Origin of the sequence: Sinomonas flava (assembly GCF_039531875.1) — a bacterium.
In the GTDB taxonomy this organism is placed as follows: Bacteria; Actinomycetota; Actinomycetes; order Actinomycetales; family Micrococcaceae; genus Sinomonas; species Sinomonas flava.
Genome location: NZ_BAAAQW010000003.1, coordinates 872,284 through 886,523, shown reverse-complemented (window position 1 = coordinate 886,523; position 14,240 = coordinate 872,284). Strand labels below are relative to the sequence as shown.

The window sequence follows — 14,240 nt, the reverse complement described above, 5'->3', positions numbered from 1 at the left end:
TGTGAGCACCGCACCTGAGCCCGCCCGCACCGGCCAGTCCGACCCGGACGCTGCGAGACCCGGCGCGCCCCGCAACCTGACCCTCGCGACCCTCGCCTCGGTCGTAGGGTTCTGGGGGTGGACCGTGATCGCCCCGCTCGGAACGTTCTACGCGAAGGACATGGGCCTCAACGCCGCCCAGACCGGCCTCCTCGTCGCGATGCCGGTCCTGGTCGGATCCCTCGGCCGCATCGCCGTCGGCGTCCTCACGGACCGGTTCGGCGGCCGCCGGCTGCTGACCTGGATCCTGTTCGCCACCGCCCCCCTCGTCGTGCTCGTGGCGCTCGCGGGGAGCCTCAAGTCCTTCGGGCTCATGCTGCTGTTCGGGTTCTTCCTCGGGGTCGGCGGCACGGTCTTCACGGCCGGCATCCCGTTCTCCGCGGCCTGGTATCCGGCCTCCCGGCAGGGCTTCGCCACCGGCATCTTCGGCATGGGAATGGGCGGCACGGCCCTCTCCGCATTCCTCACCCCGCGCCTCGTCGGCTGGATCGGGTACTGGCCCACGCACATCGCGATCGCGGTGCTGCTCGTCGTGACGGGCCTGATGGTGCACTTCGCGATGCGCGAGTCGCCGACGTGGAGGCCCGCCGGCGCGGGGACATTCGGCAAGCTCGTCCAAGCCGCGAAGCTGCCTGTGACGTGGCAGCTGTGCTTCCTCTACGCGGTCGTGTTCGGCGGGTTCGTCTCCTTCAGCACCTACCTGCCCACGTACCTGCGGGACATCTACGACTTCAACCTCACCGATGCCGGGACCCGCACCGCGGGCTTCGCGCTCGCCGCAGTCGTGGCACGGCCCATCGGCGGGATCATCGCGGACCGGCTCGGCCCCAAGCCGGTCGTCGCCGTCGCCCTGGCCGGGGTGGCCGTGCTCGCGTTCATCGTGAACCTGCAGCCCTCCGGCGAGGTCGCGACGGGCGCGACCTTCCTCGCGATGGCCGCAGCCCTCGGTCTGGGCACGGGGGGCGTGTTCGCGTGGGTCGGCCGGCGCTCGCCGGCGGGGATGGTCGGCGCCGTGACGGGCGTGGTGAGCGCCGCGGGCGGCCTAGGCGGCTACTTCCCGCCACTGATCATGGGCGCCACCTACAACGCCGCAGAGCGCTCGTACGCGATCGGGCTCCTGCTCCTGGCCGGGACCGCGATCGTCGCCCTTGTCCTGACGCTCCTCATGGCCCGCAGGCAGGCCTCGGCCTCGCCGGCCGGGGCACGGGCCTGACCCGGCCCCCACCCGCGCACGACGCCGCGTGGGCGGCCCGCGGGTGCGGCCCACCCGGCGTCGTGCGCGCCACAGTCGCGCGAGCCCTGTACCGCCAGGACCGCCCCGGGTGCGAGACTGGGCCCCATGCTGCTCGACGAGCTCGTCGCCACCGCGGAGGCGGTCACGTCCACCCGGTCGCGGCTGGCCAAGGTCGAGGCGCTCGCGCAGCTGCTGCGCCGGGTCGCCGACGAGTCGCCGTCGGAGGTCGCCACCGCCGTCGGGATGCTCGTCGCGAAGCCGCGGCAGGGCCGGGTGGGAGTCGGCTGGCGGGGGCTCGCGCAGGTGCGGGACGCCACCCCAGCCGCCGAGGCGCCGTCGCTCACGGTCCGCGACTTCGACGAGCTGCTCGACCGGCTGGCCAGCACGTCAGGGGCAGGGTCCGCGGCGGCGCGGACCGACCTCCTGGGCGGCTTCCTGCGCCGGGCGACAGAGCGCGAGCAGCGGTTCGCCATCGGGGTCCTGCTGGGGGAGATGCGCACGGGAGCCCTCGAGGGCGTGCTCGCCGATGCGGTCGCAGCGGCAAGCGGCCGGCCCATCGCGCTCGTGCGGCGCGCGGCGATGCTCTCGGGCGATCTCGGCGAGACTGCGCGGATCGCCCTCGCCGGGACCGAGGAGGACCTGACGGGTGTCGGGCTCGTCGTCGGGCGCCCGGTCCTGCCGATGCTCGCCGCCTCGGCGAAGACCGCGGCCGAGGCACTGACCTCCACTGGGGAGGCGTCGGTGGAGTTCAAGCTCGACGGCGCCCGGATCCAGGTCCACCGCGCCGGCGACGACGTGCGGGTCTTCACCCGCAGCCTGGCCGATATCACCCACCGTGTGCCCGAGGTGGTCGCGGTGGTGCAGGGCATGCCTGTGCGTGACGTCATCCTCGACGGCGAGACGCTCACCCTCGACGAGGGCGGGGCGCCGCGGCCGTTCCAGGAGACCATGTCCCGATTCGGCGCGGAGCAGGCGCGCGAAACCGTGCTGCGGCCCTGGTTCTTCGACGTGCTCCACATCGACGGGAGGGACCTCCTCGACGAGCCGCTCGCCGTGCGCCGGGCCGAGCTCGCGACGCTCGCGCCGGACCATGTCATTCCCGGCGAGGTGACCGACGATCCCGAGGCCGCGGAGCGGATTTCCCGTGAGGCGCTCGCGGAGGGCCACGAGGGCGTCGTGGTCAAGGCGATCGGCTCGCCGTACGCTGCCGGGCGCCGCGGCTCGAGCTGGATCAAGGTCAAGCCGGTCCACACCTATGACCTCGTCGTCCTCGCCGCCGAATGGGGCAGCGGCCGCCGGCGCGGCTGGCTCTCCAACCTCCACCTCGGCGCGTACGACCCGGCGGGGGAGTTCGGCGAACCGGGCGGATTCGTGATGGTCGGGAAGACGTTCAAGGGCCTCACCGACGACCTCCTGCGCTGGCAGACCGAGCACTTCCCCACGCTCGAGGCCAGCCGCGACGCGCACACGGTCTACCTCGAGCCCATCACCGTGGTCGAGATCGCCATCGACGGCGTACAGCGCTCGCCCCGCTACCCGGGAGGCATCGCGCTCCGATTCGCGCGGGTCAAGCGGTACCGCGACGACAAGCGCCCCGACGATGCCGACACGATCCAGGCGCTGCGGACCCTGCTGCGCTGATTTGGAGCGCTGGGCGGCGTCCAGTACAGTGGAAGGACCAAAGACCGCCGGTCGTTGGCTGTCGTGTGCCGAAAGGCGGGGCACGGCACCCATCGAAGGTCCCCGACAGGGGCGGCCTGCGCAGGTGAACCGAGCGAAACGCTCCCGGCCCCGGCCGAGACTCCAACGCCCTGTGCATCTGCGCGGGGCGTTTTCCGTGTTGCGGACCGCCCCCTCCGGCGTCAATTCCCCGGAAGGAGGGTTATGGCAACGCCTACCAAGGTGGCAGCTGTCGAGGAGATCACCAAGGATTTCCAGGAGTCGAACGCTGCGGTCCTGACCGAATACCGCGGGCTCACCGTCGCCCAGCTCAAGCAGCTGCGTCGTTCGCTCGGCACTGAGAACAAGTTCTCGGTCGTCAAGAACTCCCTGACCGCCATCGCCGCGAAGGAGGCTGGCGTCGAGGCATTCGACGGCCAGCTTGCCGGTCCGACCGCGATCGCGTTCATCAAGGGTGACGCCGTTGCGGCCGCCAAGAGCCTGACTGACTTCGCCAAGGACAACAAGCAGCTCATCATCAAGACGGGCTTCTTCGAGGGCAAGGCCCTCGACGCCGGCGAGGTTGCCGCTCTCGCGGCGCTGGAGTCCCGCGAGCTGCAGCTCGCCAAGGTTGCCGGCGTCCTCAAGGCGCCCATGGCCGCGGCTGCACGCATCATCGACGCCCTGCGTCTCAAGCTCGAGGAGGAGGGTGGCGCTTCGGCTGCCGCCGAGGCTCCCGCTGCTGAGGCTTCCGACGAGGCTGCGGCTCCGGCCGAGGCCCCCGAGGCGGCCGCCGAAGAGGCCTGAGCCTCTTCCCCCACCCCATACTCCGGCGTGCCGCCTGACGGCGGGCGCCACCTAGCGAAAGGACGCCAACCATGGCGAAGCTCACCCAGGACGAGCTGATCGAGGCCTTCAAGGAGCTCACCATCATCGAGCTCTCCGAGTTCGTGAAGAAGTTCGAGGAGGTCTTCGAGGTCACCGCTGCTGCCGTGGCCGTTGCCGGCCCGGCCGGCGGTGCCGGCGAGGCCGCTGCCGAGGAGGAGAAGGACTCCTTCGACGTCATCCTCGAGGCCGCTGGCGACAAGAAGATCGCGGTCATCAAGGAGGTCCGCTCCCTCACGTCGCTCGGCCTCAAGGAGGCCAAGGACCTCGTCGACGGTGCTCCGAAGGCCGTCCTCGAGGGCGCCAACAAGGAGGCTGCCGAGAAGGCCAAGGAGGTCCTCGAGGCCGCCGGCGCCACGGTCACCCTCAAGTAAGCTCCGCGCTTCCTGCGCCAGGGCCCCGCAGCCGACTCCCGTCGGCGGCGGGGCCCTTCCGCGTCCCAGCCCTCGCCGACGTCACCCCGTGTGGTGCCGAGGTCACCCCGTGTGGGCGCGAGGTCACCCCGTTGCCTCAGAGGGGGTCGCTGATGTCCGCGACCGTCGCATCCAAGGCCCGCACAAGCTGGTCGGCATCCACGAACGCGCTGCGCCCATGCGCCCCCGCGCCCATCGAGACCCTGCCCCTGATTGCCGCGTCGGCGACGACCGGCCATTCTGTGGTGGACCCCAGGGGAGTGATCGTCCCGCGCTCGTACCCCGTGGCCTCGAGCGCGACGTCGGCCGGGGGCATCGAGAGCCGGTTCACCCCCAGCAGCGCGCGCAGCTTGGGCCAGGAGATCTGCCGGTCGCCCGGGATGAGGGCGAAGAGGAACGTCCCGTCCGGCCGCTTCACCACGAGGGACTTCACGACCTCCCGCGGCGAGATCCCCAGATTCGCCGCGGCCTCCTCGAGGCTGCGGGCGCGGCCTCGGTCGGCAACCTCGACGTCGAGCCCGTGCTGCCGCGCGGCCGCCAGGAAGCGGGCGTGGCCGTCCGCGCCCGGCGGAGGGGCGCCGTCGTGCGTCACGGCCGCCACTCAGTCTCGGTAGAGCAGGAGCGCTTCGCCCTGCCCTCCGCCGCCGCACAGTGACACGGCGGCGCGGCCCGAGCCGCGGCGGGCGAGCTCGTGCGCGGCGTGCCCCGCAAGGCGCGCGCCGGAGGCGCCGATCGGGTGGCCGAGGGCGATCGCCCCGCCGTGGAGGTTGCACTTCTCGAGCGGGTAGTCCAGATCCTTGAGCGACTGCACCGCGACGGACCCGAAGGCCTCGTTGATCTCGATGAAGTCCAGGTCCGCGGTCGTCCAGCCCGCACGGGAGAGCGCGTTCTGGATCGCGTGCGAAGGCTGCGAGTGCAGCGAGTTGTCCGGCCCGGCCACCTGCCCCGGCCTGCCCACGACGGCGAGCCACTCGAGGCCGTGCTCCTCGGCGTACGCACGGCTCGTCAGCACGAGGGCCGCGGCGCCGTCGGAGAGCGGCGAGGAGTTGCCTGCCGTGATGGTGCCGTCGGTCGCGAAGGCGGGGCGCAGCGGGGCGAGGGTCTCGAGGGATGTGTTGGGCCGCACGCCCTCGTCCTCGGCGATCACGATGGGATCGCCCTTGCGCTGCTTGACCTCGATGGGGGCGATCTCCTTCTCGAAGACCCCCTCCTTCTGGGCGATCGCGGCGCGGACATGGGACGCTGCGGCGACCTCGTCCTGGGACTTCCGGTCGATCCCCAGCGTCAGGTTCCGGGTCTCGGTGGAGAGCCCCATGGACTCGCCGTCGAAGGCGTCGGTGAGGCCGTCGTGCGCGGCGACATCGAGCGCCGCCACCGTCCCGTAGGTCCAGCCCTGGCGTGAGCCGGGCAGCAGATGCGGGGCGCGGGACATCGACTCCTGGCCGCCGGCGACGACGACGGTCGCGTCCCCGGCGCGGATCATCCGGGCGGCGTCGATCACCGCGGTGAGGCCGGAGAGGCAGACCTTGTTGATGGTGACGCAGGGGACGTTCCAGCCGATCCCGGCGCCAATGGCGCTCTGCCGGGCCGGGTTCTGGCCGGCCCCGGCCTGGAGGACCTGGCCCATGATGACGGCGTCGACCGCCGAGGCCCCGACCCCGCTGGCCTCGAGCGCGGCGTGGATGGCATGGGTGCCGAGGTCGACCGCGGTGAACGAGACGAGCTGCCCGTTGAGGCGGCCCTGCGGGGTGCGGACGGCCGACAGGATGACAACGTCGTTGGTGCCTTCGCTCATGGTTCTCTCCTTTGCTCTCTGTGAGAAAGGCTACAGCCGGGGAAGCCCCCACCGCACAGCCCGGACACCCTGAAACCGGCGCAGCTGCGGGTGTACAGTGGTCAGCGTGCGACGGAGCGAACCGCGCGGCCGGCGGGCACCGAACGGTGCACTTGACCTTGGCCGCTGCGTGCGCTAGACACGTGTGCCTTTCTGCGGTATGGTGATTCTTTGCGTTCTCCCTTTAAACCGTTGCCTTCATATAGCGGTGGGCTCTCGGGACGGCATCACGCTCAACTGAAACAGGTTGGGTGGGTCATGCCTCGTCTGGGGAGGGTGCGGACAATCCTGAAGGTCTGTGGAAGGATCCCTCTTGGTCGCCTCGAGCACCTCTGAAACCCAAACCGCTACCACCGACGGTGCAAACCGCCGGCTCTCTTTCGCCAAGATTCACGAACCGTTGGATGTTCCGAATCTGCTGGCCCTCCAGACCGAGAGCTTCGACTGGCTCGTCGGCAACGAGCGCTGGCAGGCCCGCGTCGCGAAGGCGCAGGCCGAGGGCGATGACAGCGTCGCGACGACGTCCGGCCTCGCGGACATCTTCGAGGAGATCTCACCCATCGAGGACTTCCAGGGAACCATGTCCCTGAGCTTCTCGGATCCTGAGTTCGCCGACCCGAAGTACACGATGGCGGAGTGCAAGGACCGCGACGCCACCTACTCGGCCCCGCTGTACGTCAAGGCCGAGTTCATGAACAACAACACGGGCGAGATCAAGCAGCAGACCGTGTTCATGGGCGACTTCCCGCTCATGACGGACAAGGGCACGTTCGTCGTCAACGGCACCGAGCGCGTCGTCGTCTCCCAGCTGGTCCGCTCGCCGGGCGCCTACTTCGAGCGCACCGCAGACAAGACGAGCGACAAGGACATCTACACCGCGAAGATCATCCCGTCGCGCGGTGCATGGTTCGAGCTCGAGATCGACAAGCGCGACCAGGTCGGCGTCCGCCTCGACCGCAAGCGCAAGCAGTCCGTCACCGTGCTCCTCAAGGCGCTCGGCTGGACCGAGGGCCAGATCCTCGAGGAGTTCGGCGAGTACGACTCGATGCGCGCCACGCTCGAGAAGGACACCACGGAGACCCGCGAGGACGCGCTCCTCGACATCTACCGCAAGCTCCGTCCGGGCGAGCCGCCCACGGTCGAGGCCGCCCAGTCCCTCCTGGACAACCTCTACTTCAACGTCAAGCGCTACGACCTCGCCAAGGTCGGCCGCTACAAGATCAACCGCAAGCTGGGCATCGACCGCCCGCTCTCGGACCCGACGGCGTCCATCCTCCACATCGAGGACATCGTCGCCATGATCAAGTTCCTCGTCGCGCTCCACGCCGGCGAGAAGTCGATCAAGGGCACGCGCGACGGCGAGGAGATCGACGTCCGCGTCGAGGTCGACGACATCGACCACTTCGGCAACCGCCGCATCCGCGCCGTCGGCGAGCTCATCGAGAACCAGGTCCGCACGGGCCTGTCCCGCATGGAGCGCGTGGTGCGCGAGCGTATGACGACGCAGGACGTCGAGGCGATCACGCCGCAGACCCTCATCAACATCCGTCCCGTCGTGGCCGCGATCAAGGAGTTCTTCGGAACCTCCCAGCTGTCGCAGTTCATGGACCAGAACAACCCGCTCTCGGGCCTGACGCACAAGCGCCGCCTCTCGGCGCTCGGCCCCGGCGGCCTGTCCCGCGACCGCGCGGGCATGGAGGTCCGTGACGTCCACCCGTCGCACTACGGCCGCATGTGCCCGATCGAGACCCCTGAAGGCCCGAACATCGGCCTCATCGGCTCGCTCGCCTCCTACGGCCGCATCAACCCGTTCGGCTTCATCGAGACGCCGTACCGCAAGGTGTCCAACGGCGTCGTGTCCGACCAGGTCGACTACCTCACCGCGGACGACGAGGCCGAGGTCCAGATCGCCCAGGCGAACTCGCCGCTGAACGAGGACGGCTCCTTCGCTGAGGAGATGGTCCTCGTCCGCCAGCGCGGCGGCGGCGGCGAGCCCACGCTCGTCCCGGCCGACGAGGTCGAGTACATGGACGTCTCCCCGCGCCAGATGGTGTCGGTCGCGACCGCCCTCATCCCGTTCCTCGAGCACGACGACGCCAACCGAGCTCTCATGGGCGCGAACATGCAGCGCCAGGCCGTGCCGCTCGTCCGCTCCGAGGCGCCGGTCGTCGGCACCGGCATGGAGCGCTCGGCCGCCGTGGACGCGGGCGACGTCGTCGTGGCCAAGAAGGCGGGCGTCGTCACCGAGGTCTCGGCGGACCTCGTCGTCGTGCTCAACGACGACGGCACCGAGACGAACTACCGGATCGGCAAGTTCGCCCGCTCGAACCAGGGCAACTGCTACAACCACCGCGTGCTCGTGAACGAGGGCGACCGCCTCGAGGTCGGCGGCATCATCGCCGACGGTCCGGCGACGGATCAGGGCGAGCTCGCGCTCGGCAAGAACCTCCTCGTGGCGTTCATGTCGTGGGAGGGCCACAACTTCGAGGACGCGATCATCCTCTCCCAGCGCCTCGTGGCCGAGGACGTCCTGTCCTCGATCCACATCGAGGAGCACGAGATCGACGCCCGCGACACGAAGCTGGGCGCCGAGGAGATCACCCGTGACATCCCGAACGTCTCGGAGGAGGTGCTCTCCCAGCTCGACGAGCGCGGCATCATCCACATCGGTGCCGAGGTCGAGGCGGGCGACATCCTCGTCGGCAAGGTCACCCCGAAGGGCGAGACCGAGCTGACCCCGGAGGAGCGCCTCCTGCGCGCGATCTTCGGCGAGAAGTCCCGCGAGGTCCGCGACACGTCCCTCAAGGTTCCCCACGGCGAGTCCGGCACGGTCATCGGCGTGCGCGTGTTCGACCGCGACAACGACGACGAGCTGCCCCCGGGCGTCAACCAGCTCGTGCGCGTCTACGTGGCCGCCAAGCGCAAGATCACTGACGGCGACAAGCTCGCCGGCCGCCACGGCAACAAGGGCGTCATCTCCAAGATCCTGCCGGTGGAGGACATGCCGTTCCTGCCCGACGGGACCCCGGTCGACGTCGTCCTCAACCCGCTCGGCGTCCCCGGCCGCATGAACGTCGGCCAGGTCCTCGAGCTCCACCTCGGCTGGATCGCCAAGACCGGCTGGAAGGTCGAGGGCGATCCGGAGTGGATGAAGAACCTGCCGAACATGCCGCGCGAGGTCGGTCCCAACCAGACCCTCGCCACGCCGGTGTTCGACGGCGCCCGCGAGGAGGAGATCTCCGGTCTGCTCGACTCGACGAACGTCACGCGCGACGGCGACCGGCTCATCGACTCCTCTGGCAAGGCCCAGCTGTTCGACGGCCGCTCCGGCGAGCCGTTCCCGGACCCGATCTCCGTGGGCTACATGTACATCCTGAAGCTCCACCACCTCGTGGACGACAAGATCCACGCCCGCTCCACCGGCCCGTACTCGATGATCACCCAGCAGCCGCTCGGTGGTAAGGCGCAGTTCGGCGGCCAGCGCTTCGGTGAGATGGAGGTGTGGGCCCTCGAGGCCTACGGTGCCGCGTACACCCTCCAGGAGCTCCTGACGATCAAGTCGGACGACATCCACGGCCGCGTGAAGGTCTACGAGGCGATCGTCAAGGGCGAGAACATCCCCGAGCCGGGTGTGCCCGAGTCCTTCAAGGTCCTCATCAAGGAAATGCAGTCGCTGTGCCTGAACGTGGAGGTCCTCTCCGCCGACGGCCAGACGATCGAGATGCGCGACGCGGACGATGCAGTCTTCACTGCCGCGGAAGAGCTCGGCATCGACCTCTCCCGCGACGAGCCCAGCTCCGTCGAAGAGGTCTGACCCCCTTCCGCACCGGCAGACGAACGACTTAGAGACACGAGAGATAAGGGACCACATTGTCCAGCGAATCCTCCTTCGGCCTCATGCAGATCGGCCTCGCGACCGCGGAAGACATCCGCAACTGGTCACACGGCGAGGTCAAGAAGCCGGAAACCATCAACTACCGCACGCTCAAGCCCGAGAAGGACGGCCTCTTCTGCGAGAAGATCTTCGGCCCGTCCCGTGACTGGGAGTGCTACTGCGGCAAGTACAAGCGCGTGCGCTTCAAGGGCATCATCTGCGAGCGCTGCGGCGTCGAGGTGACCCGTGCCAAGGTCCGCCGCGAGCGCATGGGCCACATCGAGCTCGCCGCGCCCGTGACGCACATCTGGTACTTCAAGGGCGTCCCGTCGCGTCTGGGCTACCTCCTCGACCTGGCTCCGAAGGACCTCGAGAAGGTCATCTACTTCGCGGCCTACATGATCACCAAGGTCGACGAGGAGCGCCGCCACGAGCAGCTGCCCAACCTCCAGGCCGAGCACGACCTCGAGCGCAAGCGCCTCGTGGACACCCGCGACTCCGACATCGCCGCCGTCGCCCGTGACCTCGAGGAGGAGCTTGCTCGGCTCGAGGGCGAGGGTGCGAAGGCCGCGGACAAGAAGAAGGCCCGCGACCTCGCCGACAAGACGATGGCGACCATCCGCAAGCGTGCGGATGCCGACATCGAGCGCATGGAGGCCGTCTGGGACCGCTTCAAGAACCTCAAGGTCGCCGACCTCGAGGGCGACGAGGCGCTCTACCGCGAGCTCCGCGACAAGTACGGCATGTACTTCGAGGGCTCCATGGGCGCCGAGGCGATCCAGAAGCGCCTCGAGACCTTCGACCTGGAGGGTGAGGCGGAGACGCTCCGCGAGATCATCCAGAACGGCAAGGGCCAGCGCAAGACCCGCGCGCTCAAGCGCCTCAAGGTCGTCAACGCGTTCCTCACCACGGACAACAAGCCGCAGGGCATGGTCCTCGACGCCGTCCCGGTGATCCCGCCGGAGCTGCGCCCGATGGTCCAGCTGGACGGTGGCCGCTTCGCGACCTCCGACCTGAACGACCTGTACCGCCGCGTGATCAACCGCAACAACCGACTCAAGCGCCTGCTTGACCTCGGCGCGCCGGAGATCATCGTCAACAACGAGAAGCGCATGCTCCAGGAGGCTGTGGACTCGCTGTTCGACAACGGCCGCCGCGGCCGCCCCGTCACGGGCCCGGGCAACCGTCCGCTGAAGTCGCTCTCGGACATGCTCAAGGGCAAGCAGGGCCGGTTCCGCCAGAACCTGCTCGGCAAGCGCGTCGACTACTCGGGCCGTTCGGTCATCGTCGTCGGCCCGCAGCTCAAGCTGCACCAGTGCGGCCTGCCGAAGCAGATGGCGCTCGAGCTGTTCAAGCCGTTCGTCATGAAGCGGCTCGTGGACCTCAACCACGCGCAGAACATCAAGAGCGCCAAGCGGATGGTGGAGCGCTACCGCCCGCAGGTGTGGGACGTGCTCGAGGAAATCATCACCGAGCACCCGGTGCTGCTCAACCGCGCACCTACGCTGCACCGCCTCGGCATCCAGGCGTTCGAGCCGCAGCTCGTGGAGGGCAAGGCCATCCAGCTGCACCCGCTCGTCTGCGCGGCGTTCAACGCGGACTTCGACGGCGACCAGATGGCTGTGCACCTGCCCCTGAGCCCGGAGGCCCAGGCGGAGGCGCGCATCCTGATGCTCTCCTCGAACAACATCCTCAAGCCGTCGGACGGCCGCCCGGTCACCCTGCCGTCGCAGGACATGATCATCGGCCTGTACCACCTCACCACCAAGCGTGAGGGCGCCGCCGGCGAGGGCCGCGTGTTCTCCTCGGTGGCCGAGGCGATCATGGCGCACGATGCGCGCGAGCTGCACCTGAACGCCCAGGTGAAGATCCGCCTCGAGGGCTTCGTGCCGTCGAAGGACCGTCCTGCGCCCGAGGGCTGGGAGCCGGGTGAGCCCGCGCTCATCGAGACCTCGCTCGGCCAGGTGGTCTTCAACGAGACGCTGCCTGCGGACTACCCGTGGGTCGAGTCGGTGGCCGACAAGGGCCAGCTGTCCCGGATCGTCAACGACCTCGCGGAGCGCTACCCGAAGGTCGTCACGGCGGCGACGCTGGACAACCTCAAGGACGCCGGCTTCTACTGGGCCACGCGTTCTGGCGTCACGGTCGCGATCTCCGACATCGCCGTCCCGGAGGCCAAGCCGGCCATCCTGGCCGGCTACGAGGACCGCGCCGCGAAGATCCAGAGCCAGTACGACCGTGGTCTCATCGACGACGAGGAGCGCCGCTCCGAGCTCATCGAGATCTGGGACAAGGCCACCAACGAGATCGCCTCGGTCATGCGCGATTCCATGCCGAAGATGAACACCATCAACCGCATGGTCTCCTCGGGCGCCCGTGGTAACTGGATGCAGGTCCGTCAGATCGCCGGTATCCGCGGCCTCGTGGCCAACCCGAAGGGTGAGATCATCCCTCGCCCGATCAAGTCCTCGTACCGTGAGGGCCTCTCGGTCCTCGAGTACTTCATCGCCACGCACGGTGCCCGCAAGGGTCTGGCCGACACGGCTCTCCGTACGGCCAACTCGGGCTACCTGACCCGTCGTCTCGTGGACGTCTCGCAGGACGTCATCGTCCGCGAGGAGGATTGCGGGACCGAGCGCGGCCTGAACGTCACGATCGCGGTGCCGGACCACAACGGCGAGCTCGTCCGCGACGAGAACGTCGAGAACACGGCCTACACGCGCACGCTCGCCGTCGACGTCACGGACTCGGAGGGCAACGTCCTCGCCGAGGCCGGTGCGGATCTCGGCGACGTGCTGATCAACCGCCTCGTGGACGCCGGCATCACCACGATCCGGGTGCGCTCCGTGCTCACCTGCGAGTCCGCCGTCGGCACCTGCGCGAAGTGCTACGGCCGCTCGCTCGCCTCGGGCAAGCTCGTGGACATCGGAGAGGCGGTCGGCATCATCGCCGCCCAGTCGATCGGTGAGCCCGGCACGCAGCTGACCATGCGTACCTTCCACACCGGCGGCGCCGTGTCGGCGTCGGGCGGCGAGGACATCACGCAGGGTCTGCCCCGTATCCAGGAGCTCTTCGAGGCCCGCACCCCCAAGGGTGTGGCCCCGATCTCCGAGGCTGCCGGCCGCATCACGATCGAGGACACCGAGAAGCAGCTGCGTCTCGTCCTCACGCCGGACGACGGCACCGAGGAGATCGCCTACCCGGTCTCCCGCCGCTCGCGCCTGCTGGTCGAGGACGGCGACCGCGTCGAGGTCGGGCAGAAGCTCGTCAACGGGCCGGTCGACCCCAAGCAGGTCCTGCGCATCCAGGGCCCGCGCGAGGCGCAGAAGTTCCTCGTCGACGAGGTCCAGGGCGTGTACCGCAGCCAGGGCATCGGCATCCACGACAAGCACGTGGAGGTCATCGTCCGCCAGATGCTGCGGCGCGTCACGGTCATCGAGTCCGGCGACACGGACCTGCTCCCGGGCGAGCTCGCGGAAGGCCGTCGCTACCGCGACGAGAACCGCCGCGTCGTGTCCGAGGGCAAGCGTCCGGCCTCCGGCCGTCCAGAGCTCATGGGCATCACGAAGGCCTCGCTCGCGACCGAGTCGTGGCTGTCCGCCGCGTCGTTCCAGGAGACCACGCGTGTCCTCACGCAGGCCGCCATGGAGGGCAAGAGCGACCCGCTGCTCGGCCTCAAGGAGAACGTCATCATCGGCAAGCTCATCCCGGCCGGCACCGGCCTCCCGCGCTACACGGAGGTCAATGTCGAGCCGACCGAGGAGGCCAAGGCGACGCTCTTCACCGGTCCGAGCGCGTTCAGCGACTTCGCCTACGACCCGCTGAACGGCGACGGCGTCCAGGAGTTCCACGCGATCCCGCTGGACGACTACGACCTCGGCGGAGACTTCCGCTGAGTTCCCAGCCCTTGCCGGACGGGCGGCCCTAGGCCGCCAGTCCAGCGCACGACGGCGGCCGGTACCCTTCGCGGGTGCCGGCCGCTGCCGTCCCAGCTCCTCCCGCCGAGGTCACCCCCTGTGGCGCCGAGGTCACCCCGTGTGGCGCCGAGGTCACCCCCCTCCTGTTTTCGCAGGGGTGACTTCGCGCCCACCAGGGGTGACTTCGCGCCCACCAGGGGTGACTTCGCGCCCACCAGGGGTGACTTCGGGCGGCGGGGGAGGGGCAAGCGGGAGGCGGGCGGCGGCGTCGTGCCCCCCCGTTTAACGTCCTCGGCTCCGCCCGTGATAGGCTTTCTTCGATTGTTTCTGTGTGGCAGTGGATGAAGGCCGTCGAGAGCCGGTGTTAACCGAAGAGCGACGGGGC

Annotated in this window: 8 protein-coding genes; 6 read left to right on the top strand and 2 right to left on the bottom strand. The window is 69.4% G+C overall.

The window, feature by feature from the left end; all coding sequences use genetic code 11:
- Position 1: 1 nt before the first annotated feature.
- From ABD298_RS06750 to rplL, 4 genes are all read left to right on the top strand, one after another.
- Complete coding sequence (locus tag ABD298_RS06750) at positions 2–1,252, top strand: MFS transporter (protein WP_425564334.1); 1,251 nt, start codon at positions 2–4, stop codon at positions 1,250–1,252.
- A gap of 126 nt (positions 1,253–1,378) precedes the next feature.
- Entirely contained in the window at positions 1,379–2,914 is a 1,536-nt protein-coding gene (locus ABD298_RS06745; protein WP_344298856.1) for an ATP-dependent DNA ligase, read from the top strand.
- 243 nt (positions 2,915–3,157) lie between these two features.
- Positions 3,158–3,739, top strand: coding sequence for a 50S ribosomal protein L10 (gene rplJ, locus ABD298_RS06740; RefSeq protein ID WP_344298855.1), 582 nt, complete (start codon positions 3,158–3,160; stop codon positions 3,737–3,739).
- 71 nt (positions 3,740–3,810) lie between these two features.
- On the top strand, positions 3,811–4,191 hold the full coding sequence (rplL, locus tag ABD298_RS06735; protein WP_344298854.1) for a 50S ribosomal protein L7/L12: 381 nt from the start codon (positions 3,811–3,813) through the stop codon (positions 4,189–4,191).
- 136 nt (positions 4,192–4,327) lie between these two features.
- Here the strand turns inward: rplL and ABD298_RS06730 are convergent, their stop codons facing one another.
- A complete protein-coding gene (locus tag ABD298_RS06730) occupies positions 4,328–4,822 on the bottom strand; it encodes an aminoacyl-tRNA deacylase (protein WP_344299067.1) in 495 nt (164 codons plus the stop codon).
- A gap of 9 nt (positions 4,823–4,831) precedes the next feature.
- Entirely contained in the window at positions 4,832–6,025 is a 1,194-nt protein-coding gene (locus tag ABD298_RS06725; protein ID WP_344298853.1) for an acetyl-CoA C-acetyltransferase, read from the bottom strand.
- Positions 6,026–6,377: 352 nt separating this feature from the next.
- Here ABD298_RS06725 and rpoB point away from each other — a divergent pair, with 352 nt between their 5' ends.
- Together rpoB and ABD298_RS06715 are read left to right on the top strand one after the other, a co-directional pair.
- Complete coding sequence (gene rpoB / locus ABD298_RS06720) at positions 6,378–9,878, top strand: DNA-directed RNA polymerase subunit beta (protein WP_344298852.1); 3,501 nt, start codon at positions 6,378–6,380, stop codon at positions 9,876–9,878.
- Between the two features lie 56 nt (positions 9,879–9,934).
- Entirely contained in the window at positions 9,935–13,834 is a 3,900-nt protein-coding gene (locus ABD298_RS06715) for a DNA-directed RNA polymerase subunit beta' (protein ID WP_344298851.1), read from the top strand.
- Positions 13,835–14,240: the final 406 nt, after the last annotated feature.